General features: G+C 68.6%; 19 protein-coding genes. 10 read left to right on the forward strand and 9 right to left on the reverse strand.

Annotation, left to right across the window (positions count from 1 at the left end):
• Window positions 1–46: 46 nt before the first annotated feature.
• A complete protein-coding gene (locus BLR21_RS13970) occupies window positions 47–520 on the reverse strand; it encodes a hypothetical protein (protein ID WP_090006266.1) in 474 nt (157 codons plus the stop codon).
• Between the two features lie 143 nt (window positions 521–663).
• Between BLR21_RS13970 and BLR21_RS13975 the strand changes: the two genes are divergently transcribed.
• Complete coding sequence (locus tag BLR21_RS13975; protein ID WP_090006267.1) at window positions 664–2142, forward strand: amino acid adenylation domain-containing protein; 1479 nt, start codon at window positions 664–666, stop codon at window positions 2140–2142.
• A gap of 48 nt (window positions 2143–2190) precedes the next feature.
• On the opposite strand, the gene BLR21_RS13980 is transcribed toward BLR21_RS13975, so the two are convergent.
• On the reverse strand, window positions 2191–3231 hold the full coding sequence (locus BLR21_RS13980; protein WP_030474551.1) for a ketoacyl-ACP synthase III family protein: 1041 nt from the start codon (window positions 3229–3231) through the stop codon (window positions 2191–2193).
• 9 nt (window positions 3232–3240) lie between these two features.
• The gene (locus BLR21_RS42490; RefSeq protein ID WP_030474552.1) at window positions 3241–3486 is read right to left on the reverse strand and encodes an acyl carrier protein; all 246 of its coding nucleotides are present in this window, start codon (window positions 3484–3486) and stop codon (window positions 3241–3243) included.
• A 151-nt stretch (window positions 3487–3637) separates the two neighbouring features.
• Here BLR21_RS42490 and BLR21_RS13990 point away from each other — a divergent pair, with 151 nt between their 5' ends.
• Window positions 3638–4090 (forward strand): hypothetical protein, encoded by a 453-nt coding sequence (locus BLR21_RS13990; protein ID WP_176929623.1) that lies wholly within the window; start codon window positions 3638–3640, stop codon window positions 4088–4090.
• A 63-nt stretch (window positions 4091–4153) separates the two neighbouring features.
• Here BLR21_RS13990 and BLR21_RS13995 read toward each other — a convergent pair whose 3' ends face one another.
• Complete coding sequence (locus BLR21_RS13995) at window positions 4154–4990, reverse strand: NAD(P)H-binding protein (RefSeq protein WP_090006270.1); 837 nt, start codon at window positions 4988–4990, stop codon at window positions 4154–4156.
• Between the two features lie 143 nt (window positions 4991–5133).
• On the opposite strand from BLR21_RS13995, the gene BLR21_RS14000 reads away from it, so the two are divergent.
• Window positions 5134–6342, forward strand: coding sequence for a cytochrome P450 (locus BLR21_RS14000; protein ID WP_176929624.1), 1209 nt, complete (start codon window positions 5134–5136; stop codon window positions 6340–6342).
• 47 nt (window positions 6343–6389) lie between these two features.
• On the opposite strand, the gene BLR21_RS14005 is transcribed toward BLR21_RS14000, so the two are convergent.
• Both BLR21_RS14005 and BLR21_RS14010 read right to left on the reverse strand, forming a co-directional pair.
• Window positions 6390–7796, reverse strand: a complete 1407-nt coding sequence (locus BLR21_RS14005; protein ID WP_090006272.1) for an MFS transporter — start codon at window positions 7794–7796, stop codon at window positions 6390–6392.
• Entirely contained in the window at window positions 7793–8917 is a 1125-nt protein-coding gene (locus tag BLR21_RS14010) for an epoxide hydrolase family protein (protein WP_090006273.1), read from the reverse strand. Before BLR21_RS14010 ends, BLR21_RS14005 begins: the two co-directional genes overlap by 4 nt.
• A 122-nt stretch (window positions 8918–9039) precedes the next feature.
• Here BLR21_RS14010 and BLR21_RS14015 point away from each other — a divergent pair, with 122 nt between their 5' ends.
• Together BLR21_RS14015 and BLR21_RS14020 are read left to right on the forward strand one after the other, a co-directional pair.
• Complete coding sequence (locus BLR21_RS14015; protein WP_143027717.1) at window positions 9040–10254, forward strand: cytochrome P450; 1215 nt, start codon at window positions 9040–9042, stop codon at window positions 10252–10254.
• Window positions 10255–10268: 14 nt separating this feature from the next.
• Window positions 10269–11282 (forward strand): MDR family NADP-dependent oxidoreductase, encoded by a 1014-nt coding sequence (locus BLR21_RS14020; protein WP_090006275.1) that lies wholly within the window; start codon window positions 10269–10271, stop codon window positions 11280–11282.
• A 47-nt stretch (window positions 11283–11329) separates the two neighbouring features.
• Here BLR21_RS14020 and BLR21_RS14025 read toward each other — a convergent pair whose 3' ends face one another.
• The gene (locus tag BLR21_RS14025; RefSeq protein WP_143027718.1) at window positions 11330–11659 is read right to left on the reverse strand and encodes a hypothetical protein; all 330 of its coding nucleotides are present in this window, start codon (window positions 11657–11659) and stop codon (window positions 11330–11332) included.
• Between the two features lie 99 nt (window positions 11660–11758).
• Between BLR21_RS14025 and BLR21_RS14030 the strand changes: the two genes are divergently transcribed.
• A complete protein-coding gene (locus BLR21_RS14030) occupies window positions 11759–12517 on the forward strand; it encodes an SDR family NAD(P)-dependent oxidoreductase (protein WP_030474561.1) in 759 nt (252 codons plus the stop codon).
• Between the two features lie 30 nt (window positions 12518–12547).
• Window positions 12548–13780 carry a cytochrome P450 gene (locus tag BLR21_RS14035; protein WP_030474562.1) on the forward strand — a complete coding sequence of 411 codons (1233 nt, stop codon included), beginning with the start codon at window positions 12548–12550 and terminating at the stop codon, window positions 13778–13780.
• Between the two features lie 51 nt (window positions 13781–13831).
• Here BLR21_RS14035 and BLR21_RS14040 read toward each other — a convergent pair whose 3' ends face one another.
• On the reverse strand, window positions 13832–15250 hold the full coding sequence (locus BLR21_RS14040) for an alpha/beta fold hydrolase (RefSeq protein ID WP_176929625.1): 1419 nt from the start codon (window positions 15248–15250) through the stop codon (window positions 13832–13834).
• A gap of 171 nt (window positions 15251–15421) precedes the next feature.
• Between BLR21_RS14040 and BLR21_RS14045 the strand changes: the two genes are divergently transcribed.
• Genes BLR21_RS14045 through BLR21_RS14055 form a run of 3 tightly spaced genes read left to right on the forward strand, consistent with a single transcriptional unit; the run spans window position 15422 to window position 17758 of the window.
• Window positions 15422–15745, forward strand: coding sequence for a 2Fe-2S iron-sulfur cluster-binding protein (locus BLR21_RS14045; protein ID WP_030474564.1), 324 nt, complete (start codon window positions 15422–15424; stop codon window positions 15743–15745).
• Window positions 15746–15759: 14 nt separating this feature from the next.
• On the forward strand, window positions 15760–16539 hold the full coding sequence (locus BLR21_RS14050; protein WP_090006278.1) for an SDR family NAD(P)-dependent oxidoreductase: 780 nt from the start codon (window positions 15760–15762) through the stop codon (window positions 16537–16539).
• A 1-nt stretch (window position 16540) separates the two neighbouring features.
• Window positions 16541–17758, forward strand: coding sequence for an NAD(P)/FAD-dependent oxidoreductase (locus BLR21_RS14055; RefSeq protein ID WP_090006279.1), 1218 nt, complete (start codon window positions 16541–16543; stop codon window positions 17756–17758).
• A gap of 15 nt (window positions 17759–17773) precedes the next feature.
• Here the strand turns inward: BLR21_RS14055 and BLR21_RS14060 are convergent, their stop codons facing one another.
• The gene (locus BLR21_RS14060; RefSeq protein ID WP_030474567.1) at window positions 17774–18379 is read right to left on the reverse strand and encodes a response regulator transcription factor; all 606 of its coding nucleotides are present in this window, start codon (window positions 18377–18379) and stop codon (window positions 17774–17776) included.
• Between the last annotated feature and the right edge of the window lie 62 nt (window positions 18380–18441).

The following is an 18441-nucleotide window of genomic DNA, read 5'->3' on the forward strand; positions in this document are numbered from 1 at the left end:
GAGAAGGCCCCTCGCGGACTGCGAGGGGCCTTCTGGGGGAGGAGGCTCAGATGCGGAACGCGGCGCCCTCGATGTCGACGGGGCCCTGCCACGGGGTGCCGTCGTTCATGTCGATGTAGGTGTGCGCCTTGGTGCTGAACTTCTTCTTGTTGGTGCTGATCTTGCCGAGGTGGCTCGCGTTGATCGAGCCGACCGGGTTGCCGTTCGCGTCGCGGTGGGCGTGGTGCGTGATCCAGAAGCTGAACTGGCCGTCCCTGGCCATTGTCCAGATTCCCCGGCCCTCGAGCTGGTCGGGGTAATCCGGCTTGGTCACGCAGTGCAGCTGGTAGTCGGCGGTGAAGTCGCAGAACAGCGGCGTGAGCAGCGGCGGTTCCTCGATGTGGATGGTGACCGTGAGGTCCCAGCGGCCGACGAGCGCGTTCTCGTAGTTCGGCTTCGCGGTGGCACCAGCGGCGGCGACGACGGGGACTGCCAGCGCAACGGCGGCCACGGCGGCCAGTGCCTTCTTGCGGACGTTCATGGGGGATGCGCCTCCGATGAGGTGGGGCAGCGGACGCGCTGAGTGTTGTTCGAGCAGCTCAAACACCCCTGTAGCGCCAGTTGTGACCCGAGCTGGTTTCGAGGCGCGTTGCGGAGGATGGGCGAAATGAGAGGAGCTGGCGCATGTCTGCAACGGTGACCGACGCGTTCCGCTGCCGGGCGGCCAGAACGCCTGACGCGGTGGCGCTGTCGGCGGAACAGGGGTCCCTGAGCTATGCCGAGCTGGACAGGTGGTCGGACGCCCTGGCCGGTGAGCTCGTCGAGTCCGGAGTGCGGCCAGGGGACCGGGTGGCGGTGTGCCTGGAACGGTCGCCGCAGCTCGTCGTCGCGCTGCTGGGAGTGCTCAAGGCCGGCGCGGCGTACGTGCCGATCGACCCGGAGGACCCCGAGTCACGGGTCTCGATGATGCTCGCGGACGCCCAGGTGTCCCTTGTCGTGGGCCGGTTCTTCGCCGGTTACACCACGCTGAAGGTGCCCGCGCTCTCCGGCGGGTCCACAGTGGAGCTGCCGCGGGTCGCCCCGGAGGATGCCGCCTACCTGATGTTCACCTCGGGATCCACGGGCAGGCCGAAGGCCGTGACGGTGGAACACCGCAACATCGCGAACCTGGTCACCGATCCCAACTACGCCGAGATCACCGCCGACGACCGGATGTTGCAGCTCGCCACGGTCGCCTTCGACGCCGCCACGTTCGAGATCTGGGGCGCCCTGCTCAACGGCGCTCGCCTGGTCGTCGCGCCGCCCGGTGTGGTTCAGGCGGAAGAACTCGGTGATCTCCTGCGCGGCAACGAGGTCAGCATCCTGTTCCTCACCGCGGCACTCTTCCACCGGCAGATCGACGTCGACGTCCACGCGTTCAAGGGCCTGCACACGATCATGTCCGGTGGCGACGTGCTCTCCGTGCCGCACATCCGGCGGTTGCGGGAAGTGCTGCCGGAGCTGCAGATCATCAACTGCTACGGTCCCACCGAGGCCACCACGTTCGTCACCTGCCACCGCATCGGCGTGGACGAGGAGCTGGGCGGCGCCGTCCCGATCGGCAGCTGCGTGCAGAACTGCGACGTCGTCATCGTGGACGACGAGGGACGGCCGGCGCCGGTGGGCGAGCCGGGTGAGTTGTGGATCGGCGGCGCGCAGGTGGCGCGCGGCTACTGGAAGCGGCCGGACCTCACGGACGAGAAGTTCGTGCGCGGCGGCTGGAACGGTGAGCGCTACTACCGCACCGGAGACCGGGCGCGAAAGCGCGCTGACGGGGTCGTGGAGTTCCTCGGCCGGATCGACGACCAGTTCAAGCTGCGCGGGTTCCGGATCGAACCGGGTGAGGTCGAGAACGCGCTGACCGAGCACCCGCAGGTCCGCACCGCCGCGGTCAGCCTCCGCGCGCACCCCAGCGGTGACCGCAGGCTGATCGCGTGGGTCGTGAAGTCCGGTGAGGAACTGGACAAGCGGGCGCTGAAGGCCCACATGCGCGCGACGATGCCCGAGCACATGGTGCCGGCCGGGTTCGTCGTCGTGGACGAACTGCCGATCACGAACAACGGCAAGACCGACCGCAAGGCGCTGCCGGAACCGGACTGGAACTCGAAGTCGCTCTACATCTGAACCCATGCGAAAGAGGCGGGCTCGTGAGCCCGCCTCTTTCGCGTTCTTCTAGACCCAGGAGGGAACTTCGAGGATCTCGATCACGGCCGCGGTCCAGACGTACCCCGCGCCGGAGGACTGCAGGACGATCAGGTCGCCCGGCTGCGGGTCACGCTCGGCCAGCACGTGGTCGAGGCCCAGGGCGATGTCCGCGGTGCCGACCATGCTGTACTGCTTGGCCCAGTCGTACGTGGTGGAGGCGCGGTCGACGCCCAGCAGTCCGCAGATGCCGTGCGTGACGATGGTCTCCGCGAGCTGCTGGTGCAGGAAGAAGCGCGCGTCGGCGAGTTCGATCTCCGCCTCGTACAGCGCCATCTTGAGCGAGTGCCGCACTCCGCCGCCGATGCGCGAGATCATGTCGTCGAGGTCGACGTCGGCGTTCTGGAGGAAGTCCTCGACGCCGCTGTTGAGCTGCAGGGTCTGGCCGTCCGCGAACGGCCCCGTGGTCCACTCCTGATAGCCGCGCGACATCTGCTCGAGCGTCGAGTCGGCGTGCGAGTGGATCGAGCGGACTCGGGCGAAGCCGGAACGGTTCGACAGGACGAGCGCCCCCGCGCCGTCGCCGTTGACGTTCTGCTCCTCCGACGCCCACCGGTCGAAGTAGGGCAGGTGGAACGCGTCGCCCGCGGTCACCAGCGCCGCCGGCAGGTCCCGGTGCGAAGAGAGGTACGAGGCGGCCAGGTCCACCGCGGCCATGAGGCCGTTGCAGCCCTGCTTGACCTCGAAGGCCGGTCCGGTGCCGCCGACCGTGTTGGCCTGCACGTAACTCGCCGGCGTCCACAGGTCGAGTCCCTGGTGGGACAGGGAAGCGTGCACGGTCAGGCCGAAGTCGAGCGGGCTCAGGCCGGAGCGCTCCACCGCTTCCAGACCCGCCTTCGCCGCCATGACAGGGCCGGTCTCACCGGGAGCGGCGACCCGCAGCTCCCGATAGCCGTTCATGGCCTTCTTCTCTTCTGTGTACCGGCCGGCCGCGATGGCGTCGTCCACCGTCTCGACCTGCTCGGGCAGGTATGTGCCCACACCGGCGATGTACAGGTCATTCCATCGCATCTCGAACTCCTAGGCTGCCTGGTCCAGGTGCTTGGCGACGGCGCGCGCCGTCGGGTCCTCGTAGAAGCTGCGCAACGGGACGCGGATGCCGTACCGCTCGTGGACCTGCTTGACCAGCTTCGACGCAAGCAGCGAATGGCCTCCCAGATCGAAGAAGTGGTCGTCAGGCTCGATCCCCGGTACCCCGAGCACCTCCCCGAACAGGTCGCAGAGCTCTGTCTCGCGTTCGGCCACGGCGTCCTCCTGCCAGCTCATGAGTAACGAGAACTTTGCGTTACCCGGGTCGAGATGAGCTTGGGCCGCAACGGAAAACCGCGCGTTCGAGCCGTTCTGGAGCCGGGGCCGAGGACGATCGTCCACGGTTGCGCGCGTCCGTCGCACGCAACCCGGATTGGGAGCCACACAGATGCAGACGTTCACTCCGAAACGTTCGGCCTTCTTCGCGCGCACAGGGGCCATCACCGCCGTGGTCCTGCTTGCCTTGTCCGGCACGGTGACCGCGGCGCACGCGACCTGCACACCGCTCGGCACGTGGACCGGGTACGTGACCCGCACGGACGGCGACCACCCGACCAAGCTGCAGTTCAAGGCCAACGGCAAGGTGTTCGTCACCAACGAGCAGAACACGACCACGCAGGGCAGCTGGTGGCCGACCGGTGTGAACAAGTTCCACTACCAGTTCCGCGGGGAGAAGGTCTACGACGAGAACGGCGCCTACTTCGCCTATGTCGACTTCGACCAGGACGCCGTCCAAAGTGGACCGGACAACTTCACCAGCTCGGGCCCGTCCACGTTCTTCCTCGCGGACGGCACGAACCTGGGCACGTCCACCATCACGTTCACGATGGCTCGCGGGTAGCGCGCGCACGGACGGAGCCGGGACGGGTCCGCCGCCCTCATCCCGGCTCCGGAACCGTGCGGGTCACACCAGGAACGACGCGTGCTCTTCCACCCACTGGCGGAACGTGCGGCCCGGCTTGCCGGTGATCCGCTCCGCCGTGGCACTGGTGTCCGCGACGACGCCGACCGCGGCCTCCCACTGGTTGAGCAGCGAGGTCAGGACGGGCGGCGGCACGAAGTTGCTCATCTGCGCCTCGCCCTCCTCCCGCGTCAGCCCGTTGATCACGAGCTTGCGGCCGAGCACCTCGCCGACGATCTCCAGCTCCTGGCGGAACGTCAGCGACTCGGGACCGGTGAGGTCGACGATCTCGTCCCGCAGCTTCTTCTCCGTCAACGCGACCACGGCCACGTCGGCGATGTCGTCCTCGTGCACCGGGGCCACCTGAGCCTCGGGGAAGACCTGGTCGATCGTGTCGCCCTGCTGCAGCGAGTAGCTCCAGCCGAACGCGTTGCTCATGAAAGCGCCGGGCCGCAGGATCGTGTAGTTCAGCCCGGAGCCGACCACCGCCTCCTCGACGAGCAGGTGGTGGTGCGCCAGCGGGTCCTGGTCCGCGCCCGGCAGGCCGACGGTGTTCGACGACAGCAGCACGACGTGCTCGACGCCGGCCTTCTCGGCCTCGTCGAGGAACTTCACGATGCCGTCCGGCTCGGCGTAGAGCAGCACCTTGGAGACGCCGGCGAGGGCCGGGACGAACGTCTCCGGGTCGTTGAGGTCGAGCGCGACGGTCTCCACACCTTCTGGGACGTCGAGTTCCGCGGGATTTCGGCCGGACGCGCGCAGGCTGTGACCCGCCGCGTAAAGCCGCTGAAGCACGCGACGGCCCACGTTGCCGCGCGCCCCGGTGACGAGGATGGTCATGTGGATCTCCCGAACTGGGGTGGTTCGCCTGGATGGCCGATCACGCTCAGCGTTCACCCGGTCACTCGAACGGCACTAGATCGGGCTTCAGGTCAGGGCTCCTAACCTGCGGAAACACTGTCCATACTGGCAAGGAGCGCACGGTGGTTTCCTTTCCCGTTCCCGGATCCAGCTATCGCGGTCCGGCGCCGGAGTTCGCCGGGTTCCGCGCGTCGAGTCCCGTCGTGCGCCTGCCCGCGAACGGCGGCGGTCACTGCTGGATCGCCACGACTCAGGACTCGGTCCGCGTTGTGCTCGACGACGTGCGGTTCTCCCGTGCGGCGTCTTACGAACCGGCGGCGCCGACCTTTCCCGGACTGTTCCAGGCGCCGCCCGGAATGATCATCTCGCTCGACCCGCCCGCGCACACCCGGCTGCGCGACCTCGCCTCGCAGGCATTCTCGGTCGACCGCATCGAGTCCATGCGACCGAGAATCCAGCAGCTCGTGACAGAGTTGCTGGACCAGGCCGGCGAAGAAGCGCTGGAGGGACCGGTCGACCTGCTCGGCAGGTTCACGTTCCCCCTGGCCGTCATCGCGATCAGCGACCTGTTGGGTGTGCCCGCCGGCGACCGCGACACGTTCGCACGGCTGATCCGCGAGTTCGCCGCCGTCGACGCGCCGGAACTGGCGGCCGCGGCGGGTGAGCAGCTCGGCGAGTTCATGGCCGGGCTGGTGTTCGGGAAGATGGCCGCGCCCGGCGACGACGTGCTGTCGGCGCTGACCGAGGCGCGAATCGGTGACGACAGGCTGGAGGTCGGCGAACTCATCGGCCTCGGCTACACGTTGCTGGGTGCCGGCGGCGACTCCACGGCCTGCCACCTGGCCAGCTCGGTCCTGACGCTGCTCGGGCATCACCGCGATGTCTGGGTACGGCTGGGGGAGCGGCCGGAGGAGGTGCCGGCGGCGGTCGAGGAGCTGCTGCGGTGGATCACGTTGTCCACCAACGACACGACCGGTCTGCCGCGGATCGCGACGGAGGACGTGACGCTGTTCGGGGTCACGATCCCCAAGGGTGACGCGGTGTTCGTGTCGACCAACTCGGCGAACCGGGACGAGACCTTGTTCACCGACCCCGACACCCTTGACTTCACGCGGACCGACAACGCGCACCTCGCGTTCGGGTACGGCATCCACCGGTGCCTCGGTGCCCCGCTCGCAAGGATCGAGCTGACCACGGCGTTCGAGGAACTGACCCGGCGCTTCCCGGCCGCGCGGCTCGCCGTCGCCGAAGAAGACCTGGAATGGCAGCAGGCCGACATGAACCACCGGCTCGTGGCGTTGCCGGTCGACCTGCACGGTAAGGGTTTCTGAAAAAGCAGAAGGCCCCCGGAGCAACCGGGGGCCTTCTGCTGTGCGGACTACTTCTTGCGGGGCACGGCGAGTGCGGCCAGCGCGCCGCAGAACGTGAAGACGGCGGCGCCGAACAACGCGAGCCCGTAACCGGAACCGAGCGAGTGCCGCAGCGGTTCGCCCTGAGCCAGCAACGAGTCCGCGCGGGCCGACGACATCGTCGCGAGGACGACCAGGCCGATCGCGCTGCCCATCTGGCGGATCGTGTTGAGCAGACCGGACGCGAGGCCCGCCTGCTCGCGCGGCACACCGGACGTGGCGGCGTTGGTGGTCGCGTTGAGCACCGCTCCCATTCCCAGGCCCAGCAACGTGGTCGGGACCAGGATCGAGCCCAGGTACGTCGAGCTCTCGTCCGCTGTGGACACCCACAGGAGGCCGGCCGTCCCCATGAGCAGGCCGCCGATCAGCACCGGCCGCGGGCCGATCTTCGGGACAATCCGCGCCACACCGAACCCGCCCAGCGCGATGCCGATCGACAACGGCAGGTAGCCGACGCCGGTGGCGAGCGCGCTGAAGCCCATCACCTGCTGCAGCACCAGCGTGAGGAAGTAGAAGGTGCTGAACAGGGCCGCGATCGCGAAGAACGCCACGATGTTCGTCGCCGTCACCGCGCGGTTGCGGAAGATGCCGAGCGGCATCAGCGGGTGGTCCGACACCGTCTGCTGGCGCAGGAAGAACGCGAACAGGACCACGGCCAGCGTCAGCGAACCGGCGACCTGCCAGGAACCCCAGCCCAGTTCGTGCGACTGCGCGATGCCGTAGACCAGCGCCATCAGGCCGATCGTCACGGTGAACGCGCCGGGGACGTCGAGGGCCCTGCGGCCGCCGTTGCTCGGGGTCTCCGGCACGGCACCGCGGATCATGGCCACCAGCGCGATGCCGAGCGGCACGTTGATCAGCAGCACCCAGCGCCAGCCGAGGGACTCGGTGACGATGCCGCCGAGCAGCACGCCGGCCGCCCCGCCGACGCCGGACACCGCACTCCACCAACCGAAAGCCTTCGCGCGGGCGGTCGGATCGCGGAACGTGGTGCCGAGCACCGTCAGCGACGCCGGTGCCATCACGGCCGCGCCCAGGCCCTGGAACCCGCGGGCCGCGATCAGGGCGCCGGGCGAGGTCGCCATGCCACCGACCGCGCTCGCGACCGTGAACAGGGCGGCACCGAAGAGGAACACCCGGCGCTGCCCGAAGAGGTCGGCGAGCCGGCCGCCCAGCAGCAGGAAGCCGCACACCGCGATCGTGTACGCGCTGTTGACCCACTGCAGGTCGTGCCGCTCGAACTTCAGCTCCTCGAAGATCGAGGGCAGCGCGACGTTCATGACCGACGCGTCCAGCACGTTCATGAACTGGGCCAGGCAGCAGACGGCCAGTACGAGGCCGAGTTTGCTGCCCGGCTTACTGAGCGTGGCCGTCACGGCCGCACCAGGCGGAAGAACGTCCGCAGCTCCTCGACGAGGACGGCGGGGTTCTCCAGCGCGGGGAAGTGGCCGCCGGACGGCATTTCCCTCCAGTAGCGCAGGTCGGTGAACCGGTGTTCGGCCCACGCCTTGGGCATCCGCGCGTCGGCGGGGAACACCGAGAAGCCGGTCGGCACACTGACTTGAGTGAGCGGGGACTTGTTGTAGCTCTCCCAGTACAACCGGCCCGACGACGCGGCCGTGGCGGTGAACCAGCACACCGAGACCATGTCGAGGATCCGGTCACGCGAGATGATCTTCTCGGCGTCGCCGTCGTGGTCGCTCCACGACCAGTACTTCTCGCCGGCCCAGCCCAGCTGGCCGACGGGGGAGTCGGTCAGCCCGTACGCCAGCGACTGCGGCTTGGTGTTCATCACCGCCGCGTACGCGGACTCCTTGGCGGCAAACTCCTTGAGCGCACCGAGACCCTTGTAGTCCTCCTGCGTCAGCTGGACTTCGGCCTCGGGGGCGGAGGCGAACGGCATGACGAGGTGGATCGCCTCGACGTGGTCCGGCGCGATGTGGCCGAGAATGCCCGTGATGAACGAGCCCCAGTCGTTGCCGTGCGCGTAGAACCTGTCGTAGCCGGCGCGGCCCATCAGCGTGACGAACGACTGGGCGATGCGTTCCAGCGTCCAGCCGGTTCCGGTCGGCTTGTCGCTGAAACCGTAGCCGGGCAACGAGGGCGCGACGACGTGGAACGCGTCGGCCGGGTCCGGCGGGTTGGTCAGCGGCTCGATGACGTCGAGGAACTCCGCGACCGAACCGGGCCAGCCGTGCGTGAGCAGCAACGGCTTCGCGCGGGGGTGCGGCGACCTCGCGTGCAGGAAGTGGATGCCGACACCGTCGATCTCGGTCTTGAACTGGGGGATGGCATTGAGACGGGCTTCGGTGGCGCGCCAGTCGTAGCCGCCTCCCCAGTACTCGGCCAGGTCCTTGGCATAGGCCAGGGGCATGCCCTGCGACCAGTCGTCCACGGTCTCCGCGTCCGGCCACCTGGTCGCTGCCAGCCGCCGGGTGAGGTCCGCCAGTTCGGAGTCGGGAACCTCGACCCGGAACGGCACGAGTGCAGTGTCCATGGCGCGAAGGTAGGTACGGGGGCTCAAATCCCGGTCGACATTCAGGTTTCGAGCCGCCTTCGAGGTGCGCGTAGCAAGGTTCGGCGCGAGGCCAGGCCGAAGTAATCCCGGAGGTGTTCTGCGTGCTGCCCCTTGAACTGGACGAGGAGTTCCCGTTCACCGGCTCCTCCTATCGCGGCCCGGACCCCAAGTACGACCGGTTGCGGGCCGAGTGCCCGGTGGCGAAGGTGCCCACCAACTCCGGCACGCCGACCTGGGTGATCACCAAGTACGAGGACGTCCGCGCCGGGCTCGCCGACTCCAGGTTGAGCCGCGCGTTGACGTGCGTCGAGGGTGCTCCCCAGGTCGGCGGCGCCATGACCACCACGCCCGAGATGATCATCTCACTGGACGGCTCCGAGCACTCGCGACTGCGCAAGCTGGTCATGGGCGCGTTCACGGTCCGCAAGGTCGAGGCGATGCGCGCGGGAGTGCAGAAGGTGGCCGACGAGCTGCTCGACGCCATCGAGCTCAAGGGCGCACCGGTCAACCTCGTCGAAGCGCTTTGTGTTCCGCTGCCGCTCACGATCATCGGTGACCTGCTCGGCGTGCCGACCGACGACCTGAAGATCTTCGAGACGGACGCGCGGGCGTTCGCGACGTTCGACGAGAACGACCCCGAGGCGCCGATGCGGGCGTTCGGGCGGCTCGCCGGGTACGTCATGGGCCTGATCGCGCAGAAGCGCGAGAAGCCCGGCCAGGACATGCTGTCCGACCTGATCTCCGCGCGGGACAACGACGACAAGCTGAGCGAGCAGGAGCTGGTGACGTTCGCGTTCACCCTCATCGGCGCCGGCTTCGACACCGCCGCGAACCAGATCTCCAACTCGGTGCTCGCGTTGCTGCACGACCACCCGGACACGTGGCGGCGGCTTGTCGCCGACCCGTCGCTGATCCCCGCGGCCGTAGAAGAACTTCTGCGGCACGTCAATCTCTTCGCCACCGACACCACGGGTTTCCACCGCGTCGCGGCGGAGGACCTGGAGCTCGGCGGGCAGCAGATCGCCAAGGGCGACGCGGTGTTCTTCGTGCTGTCCTCGGCGAACCGCGACGAGGACGTCTTCGAGAACCCGCAGCAGCTCGACATCGACCGCGCCTCGAACCCGCACATCGCGTTCGGGCACGGCGTGCACTACTGCCTCGGCAAGCAGCTGGGGCGCATGGAGATGGCGATCGCCATCGAAGGTCTGACCCGCCGTTTCCCGGACCTCCGGCTCGCGGTGCCCTACGAGGACCTGTCGTGGCACCAGGGCGAAATCAACCACTCACTCGTAAGCCTCCCCGTCACCTGGGGATAGACAGAAGGAGAGCCATGAGCATCCCCGAGAAGCAGTGGGAGGTCAGGCTCGCCAAGCACGTCGAGGACGACCTGACCCTCGAGCACTTCGACGTCGTCGAGGTGGCCGTTCCCGAGACCGGTGACGGTGAGGTGCTGGTGCGCGTCGACTACGTGTCGGTGGCCGCCGCCTTCAAGGAGTTCATGAGGTCCGACTGCCAGATCCCCGGTGTGCCGCCGTGGAAGGTCGGCGAGCCGGCCGGTGCCGGCGGTGTGGGCACCGTGGTCAGGTCGAACAGTCCCGACCTGGAGGTCGGGGACCTGGTGCAGTCGTTCGGGCCGTGGCAGGAGTACTGGTCCGGGCCGGCGCAGCAGTTCATCAAGCAGAACCCGCACTACGTGCCTTCGCCGGTCTACTTCCTGTCCCAGGGGCCGACGGCCTACTACGGCATGGCGACCATCGCGCAGGCGGGCGAGGGTGACGTCGTGTTCGTCACCGGTGCCGCCGGTGGCGTCGGGTCGCTCGCCGGGCAGATCGCGAAGGCCCGTGGCGCCAAGGTGATCGGCTCGGCCGGCAGCCAGGAGAAGGTCGACTGGCTGGTGCACGAGCTCGGGTTCGACGCCGCGTTCAACTACAAGGACGGCCCCGTGGCCGACCGGCTGCGCGAGCTCGCTCCCGACGGCATCAGCGTGTTCTTCGACAACGTGGGCGGCGAGCAGTTCGAGGCCGCGATCCAGGCGGCCCGCCCGCACGCCCGCTTCGCGTTGTGCGGTGCGCTCGCCAACCAGAACGACGGCACGGCCGAGCACCCGCGGATCGACCTGATGACGGCGATCACGAAGCACCTGGAGATCCGCCCGTTCGCCTGCTACCACCTGCCGGAGCAGATCCAGGACTGGGTCGTCCACTTCGGACAGTGGTTGCAGGAGGGGAAGTTCGTCTTCCCGCACACCATCGTCGACGAGGGTGGGGTCAGGACCGCGCCGCGGGCGCTGCTGTCGCTGTTGGCGGGCAAGTACACCGGCAACGTGACGGTCAAGTGCTCCTGACACGCGTGTCGTAGAAGGGGGCGCCTTTTCCGGCGCCCCCTTCGAGGTCATCCGAGCCTTCGTGCCGTGATCCGGATCGCGGCCTCGCGTGCTGTCGTGCCGTTCGCGAGGCGCACCACCGCGTTGCCGTTGCTGACGAACTCGTCGCCGCGCAGCACGGCGTCCTGCTCGATCTCGATCGTGCCTGGTGCTTCGGTCAGTTCCTCCTGGATCCGGTAGCTGAACGTGTCGGGCCCCGTCTGGGTCCACGTCCCGGCTCCCCTGCCGCCCACGACCAGCGCCGCTGTGCCGTCGCGCGCGAACTCGAACTCGCTCTCCGTGTCGCCGCCGGGCCTGCCGACCCGTGCGCGCCACCTGCCCACCGCAAGAATTCCCATGCTCCCCAGGGTTTCCGTCCCAGCTAGACCTGGACTCAAGGGTCAACCAGCAGGGTTGACGGTGACTGCCCTACCGAGTGGAAAGAAGCTGGAGGCGTCATGTCGGACGCACCATTTGCCGGACAGCAGGTCGTCGTGACGGGTGGGGGAACCGGCATCGGCCGCGCGGCGGCGCTGGCGTTCGCCGACCTCGGCGCCGCGAACGTGATCATTACCGGCCGCCGGGAGAACCGGCTCACCGAGGTCGTCGCACTGCACCCCGCGATCACCGCCGTCGTCGCCGACGTGACGACGGACGAAGGCGCGCAGAAGGTCGTCGACGCCGTGAAACTGGGCGGCGGCAAGGTGGACGTGCTGGTGCACAACGCCGGCATCTTCCGTTTCACGCCGGTCGCCGGTTTCGACCTCGCGACCGCGCGCGACGTGCTGGAGACCAACCTGGTCGGCCCGCTGGTGCTGACCGCCAAGCTGCTGCCGCAGCTGACTTCGCCGGGCGGCAGCATCGTGTTCGTCTCCAGCAACGCCGGGCACATCGCGGTGCCGGGCGGTGGCGTGTACGGCGCCAGCAAGGCGGCCGTGGACAGCCTCGTGCGCAGCTGGGCCCTCGAACTGGCCCCGCAGGGCATCCGCGTCAACGCGGTCGCCCCTGCCGCGGTGCGCACGGAGGTCTACTCGGCCAACGGTCTGAGCCCCGAGGAGGTCGAGGGCTACTTCGGCTTCCAGGCCTCGCAGACGCCGCTGGGGCGCACCGGCGAGGTCGACGACGTCGTTCCGTGGATCACCCGCTTCGCCGAGCCCGCGAGCTCGTGGGTCACCGGTCAAGTCATCACCCTCGATGGCGGCGCTGACCTGGCGTGAGCCAACTTCTCGACTAGGAGGAAGACCCAGATGACCAGCAGCGCCACCGAGCCAGGTGTGGACACGTTCCCGTACAAGCGCACATGCCCGTTCACGCCGCCCGCGCAGTACACCGAGATGGCCGAGGAGGACGTCGTCGAGGTGACGCTGACCGGTTCCGGTCTGCGGATCTGGACGATCAGCGGCTACCACACGATCAAGCAGCTCCTGACGGACCCGCGGATCAGCGCGTCGCGCAAGCACGACAACTTCCCGTTCTACTTCATCGCGCCGCCGGAGTTCCGCACCGAGACGTCGTTCATCGGCTACGACAACCCGGAGCACACCAAGACCCGGCGCAAGGCGGCCGTGACGTTCACCAACCGCCAGGTGAAGCGGCTGCGCCCGCGCATCCAGGAGATCGTCGACGAGTACATCGACAAGATCCTCACGATGACGCCGCCGATCGACTTCCACCGCGAGTTCTCCCTCGCCGTGCCGATGACCGTCATCTGCGAGCTGCTCGGCATCCCGCAGGACGAGCACGACTTCTTCATCGAGCACGGCACGTGTCTCCTGGGTGGACACTCGACGCCCGAGCAGCGCCAGGCCGCGATCGTCGAGGTGAACGCGTACGTCGACAAGCTGATCACGTTGAAGGAGAAGGAGCCCGGCGAGGACCTCCTCAGCCGCGCGATGGCGGAGTACGCCGCGTCCGGTGAGGAGTACACGCGCCGCGACCTGTTCAACATGATCCGCCTGCTGATGAACGGCGGCCACGAGACCACGGCCTCGATGCTGTCGCTGGGCACCGCCGCGCTGCTGGAGAACCCCGACCAGCTCAAGCTGCTGCTGGACGACCCGGAGGGCATGATCGAGCCCGCCGTCGAGGAGCTCGTGCGCCTCGCGACCATCGGTGACACCGCCATCCCGCGCGTCGCGCTGGAGGACATCGAGATCGGCGGCAAGACCATCAAGGCCGGCGACGGCATCCTGTGCCTGGGGCTCAACGGCAACCGCGACCCGGAGATCTTCCCGGAGCCGGAGAAGCTGATCCTGGAGCGCGGCACCCGCAAGCACCTCGGGTTCGGGCACGGCCTGCACCACTGCATCGGTGCCGACCTCGCGCGCCTGGAGATGCAGCTGGTGTGGTCGACGCTGTTCCAGCGCATTCCGTCGCTGCGGCTCGCGAAGCCGTTCCTGGAGATCCCGCGCAAGGAGGGCGCCGTGATCTACGGCCTCTGGGAGCTGCCGGTCACGTGGGACATCCCCGCGGAGGACTGAGACGCGAAAGGGGCCCCGCACTTCGGTGCGGGGCCCCTTTGTGTTGTGCTGTCAGTCTTTCGGGATGTCCGGGCGCTTGACGTGCCCCGGAACGGTGACGCGGGCCTGCGCCGGCAGCACACCGTCGACGAGGTAGTCGTCGACCAGCGAGTCGAGAACCTCGTTGCCCGCCAACCCGTACACCTCGTGGTCGCCGGAGTCCTCGATGAGGACGAGCGGGTGGTCGAGCAGCGCGGCCAGCTCGATGCCGCCCTCGACGCGGTCCATCGGGTCGCCGTCCGCCTGCACCACGAGGCCCTTGGGGTAACCCGGCTGCGCGAGCTTCGTCGGCGGCTCCAGGCTCTCGAACGTCCGGAACGCGCCGACCCAAGGTTGGGCCCGCAGCACGCCGTAGCCGTACGGGTGCTGGGCGCGGTGCTTGCGGACGTCGGCGTAGTAGACCTCGAGGTCCTGCGGCCAGTAGGTCTCCAGCGTGATGGCCTCCAGCACGCCGACCCGCAGGTCGCCCTCCTGGTCCTGCGGCCGCCACGTGGCCTGCCCGACGATCAGCGTCCGCGCCTTCTCGTAGTTGGCGTCCTGCAACGTGGTGCGGAGGTCGCCGATGAGGTAGCCCAGCGAGTCCCACTGAGCCCGGTCCGTCGACCGCGTGCCGACCGCGCCGTCGAGCAGCGTGCGGAGCTGGACCTGGTCGCCGTCGTCGAGCTTCTCGACGACGGCCTCGATCTCCGCGATGACGGCCTCGGAGGTGGTGCCGAGGTGGAAGTGCCCGTCGCGTTCCGCGGTCCACTCCGCCCACAGCGCGACGTTGCGGTAGACCGCCTCCGCCTGCGTGACGAACTGCTCCCGCCAGGTCCACTGTGGATTGATGCACGAGTCGAGGACCGTGCGGTCGAGGTTCTCCGGGAACATCGTGCCGTAGACGGCGCCGACGTACGTGCCGTACGCGTACCCGACGAACGAGATCTTCTCCTCGCCCAGCACGACCCGGATCAGGTCCATGTCACGGGCGGTGTTGCGGGTTGTGATGTGCGGGCGCAGCTCACCGCCGCCCCGCTGGCAGCCGAGCTCGCGCAGCCGCATGTCCTCGGCCAGCTGCTCGAACAACGAGTCCGGCGGCCGGGAGTCGAAGGGCGCCTTGGGAATCGTCACCTCGCTGTACAGCTTGGTGGACTCGCCGTAGCCACGCGGGTCGAACCCGATGAGGTCGTACGCGGTCCGTACCCGCCTGCCGAGGCGCTTGATCAGCCCGAGGCCGTCGCCGCCGTCACCACCGGGCCCGCCGTTGACGGCCAGCAGGACGCCGCGGCGCCGGGCCGGGTCCGTGGCCTTGAGACGGGCGAGCGCGATGGTGAGCTTGGGACCGTCCGGGTCGGAATAGTCGCGTGGCACGACGACCGTCGCGCGTTCAAGGCCGTCCTCGAACGGCGGTGACCAGTTCACCTGCTGGTCGTAGAACTCCTTGAGGGGCACGGTGGAACCTCCGCGGGTGGGTGTACGCCGACACCGCAGAGTCGCAAGGCGGGCTCGAATGCCAGCGGAGCAACGCGGGCAAGACGCTCAAGGTGGTCTCCACCACGTGCAAAGCGCTGCCGTTCAAGGTGAACCACGTCCGGCGAGCCGCAGATCCGTGGGAGAACTGCCATGCCAAAGATCACTTACGTAGCGCACGACGGGGTTGAGACCGTTGTCGACGTTGCCCAGGACGACACCGTGATGCGCGGCGCGGTTCTCAACGGCATCAAGGGAATCGTCGCCCAGTGCGGCGGTGGAGCCTCCTGCGGCACGTGCCACGTGTACGTCGACCCGGAGAACACCAAGCCGCTGTCGCAGATGCACCAGGTCGAGGACGAGCTCCTGTACTTCACGGCCTGTGAGCGCAAGGAGAACAGCCGGCTGAGCTGCCAGATCCCCGTGACCGAGGAGCAGGACGGGCTCGTCGTGCACATGCCTGAGAAGCAACTCTGAGGGAGAGAAGAAGCATGAGCCAGCGACGGGTCGCCCTGGTCACGGGCGCCACCAGTGGAATCGGTCTCGAGGTCGCCCGCAGCCTCGGCAGGGAGGGGCACGCGGTCTTCGTCGTGGCCCGCAACGCCGAGAACGTCCAGACCACGGTGAAGCAGCTCCGTGAAGAGGGCATCGAGGCGGACGGTGCGCCGTCCGACGTGACGTCCACAGAGGACATCAAGAACGCGGTCCAGAAGGCCGTCGACGTCTTCGGGCCCATCGAGATCCTCGTCAACAACGCCGGACGCGGTGGCGGTGGCATCACCGCCGAGCTGGACGAGGACCTCTGGCTGGACGTGATCAACACCAACCTCAACGGTGTCTTCCGCTTCACCAAAGAGGTGCTGTCGACCGGCAGGATGGTCGAGCAGTCCTGGGGCCGAATCATCAACATCGCCTCCACCGGCGGTAAGCAGGGCGTCGTGTTCGCCGCGCCCTACTCGGCGTCCAAGCACGGCGTCGTCGGCTTCACCAAGGCCGTCGGCATCGAGCTCGCGAAGTCCGGCATCACCGTCAACGCGGTGTGCCCCGGCTACGTCGAGACGCCGATGGCCGGCCGGGTGCGCCAGGGGTACGCGAACCACTGGGGTGTCACCGAGGACGAGGTCCTCGAGAAGTTCAACGCCAAGATCCCGCTGGGTCGGTACAGCACGCCGGAAGAGGTCGCCGGTCTCGTGACGTACCTGACGACGGACACCGCGTCCTCGATCACCGCACAGGCGCTCAACGTCTGCGGCGGGCTGGGCAACTACTGACATGCGCGGCGAGTCGGTAGTCGTCGTCGGGGCCGGGCAGGCGGGCTGCCAGGTCGCGGTGTCCCTGCGCGAACAGGGACACCGCGGCCCCATCACGCTCATCGGGGACGAGCAGGCGGCGCCGTACCAGCGGCCGCCGCTCACCAAGGCCTACCTGGCGGGGGAGACCGACCTCGCCGGGCTGGTGCTCAGGCAGGACTCGTACTACGAGGACCACGGCATCAAGCTCGTGCGCGGCGAGCGGGTGATCGGGGTCGACCGCCAGGCGCGGGTCGCGGTGCTGGGTTGTGCCCGGACGATCAGTTACGACCACCTGGTGTTCGCGACGGGAGCGCGGCCCCGGCCGTTGCCCATCCCCGGCGCCGAGCACGTGCTGAACCTGCGCACGGTCGCCGACGCGGACGCCATCCGGCAGCGGCTCGACGGCCAGATCGGGCTCGACGTCGTCGTCATCGGAGGCGGGTTCATCGGCCTCGAGTTCGCCGCCGTGGTGCGGAAACTGCGTCACGAGGTGACCGTCGTCGAGGCGCAGCCGCAGGTGATGCAACGGGCGGTGTCCGCGGAGACGGCCCAGCACCTCGTCAGCCGCCACCGCAGCGAAGGCGTCCAGATCCTCACCGGAACGGGCGTCGCCGCCGTCAGGGAAGGCCTGGTGGAACTGGCGGACGGCACGGTGCTCGTCGCGGACCTCGTGGTCGCGGGTATCGGTGTCATCCCGAACACCGAGGTCGCCCAGCGCGCCGGGCTCACGGTCGACAACGGCATCGTCGTCGACGCCCACCTCGGCACGGTCGACCCGCGCGTCTACGCGGTCGGCGACTGCGCGCGGTTCGCCAGCACGCACGCCGGCGGCCTGATCCGCCTGGAGTCGGTGCAGAACGCCACGGACCAGGGCACGACGGTCGCGGCGGCCATCATGGGCAGCGCGGAGCCCTACACCGCCCTGCCGTGGTTCTGGAGCGACCAGTACGACGTGAAGCTGCAGACCGCGGGCCTCACCAACGGCCACGACCGCACGGTCACCGTCGGCGACCCGGCCGAGGGCCGGTTCTCGGTGTTCTGCTTCAAAAATGACAGGTTGATTGGAATCGAGGCCTACAACCGGCCGATCGACTTCCTGATGGGGCGCCGGATCCTGGAGGGCGGCAACTCGCTCACCCCGGAGATCGTCGCCCAGCCGGGCTTCGACCTGCGCGCCAGCCAGCAGAGGGCAGCCTGACGGATGCCATCCGCACTAAAGCCAGCCGGCTTCCTCGGCGATGCGGATGGCGTCCACCCGGTTGCGCCCGTTGAGCTTGGTCATGATCGTCGTCATGTAGTTGCGGACGGTGCCGACCGAGAGCGACAGCGCGACAGCGATGTCAGGCGCGTCGGCGCCGTTCGCCGCCAGCCGGAGGACCTCCAGCTCGCGGTCGGTCAGCGGGCACTCGCCACGGTCCCACGCGGCCAGGGCGAGCTGGCTGTCCACGACGCGTTCCCCGGCGGCCACGCGGCGGATCGCGTCGGCGAGCTCCGTCGGCGGCGCGTCCTTGAGCAGGAACCCGTCCACGCGGGCCGCCAACGCCCTGCGCAACGTCCCCGGACGGCCCAGCGACGTCAGCATCAACGTCCTGACCTGCGGCATCGTCTCGCGGATCGTCGTCGCGGCGCTCAGCCCGTCGAGGATCGGCAGGTCGATGTCGATCACACAGACGTCGGGAGCGTGCTGGCGCGCGGCCGGCACGATCTTGTCGCCCGAGCTCACCTCGGCCACGACCTCGATGTCCGGTTCGAGGTTGAGCAGCGCGATGAGAGCACCGCGCACCATGTGCATGTCCTCCGCGAGCAGAACCCTGATCATCGCGCCCCTCCGCGCGACACCATATCTCCCAACGTTCATGTCGCGCTCCACGCCACATCAAG

Source organism: Lentzea albidocapillata subsp. violacea (genome assembly GCF_900100275.1).
In the GTDB taxonomy this organism is placed as follows: Bacteria; Actinomycetota; Actinomycetes; order Mycobacteriales; family Pseudonocardiaceae; genus Lentzea; species Lentzea violacea.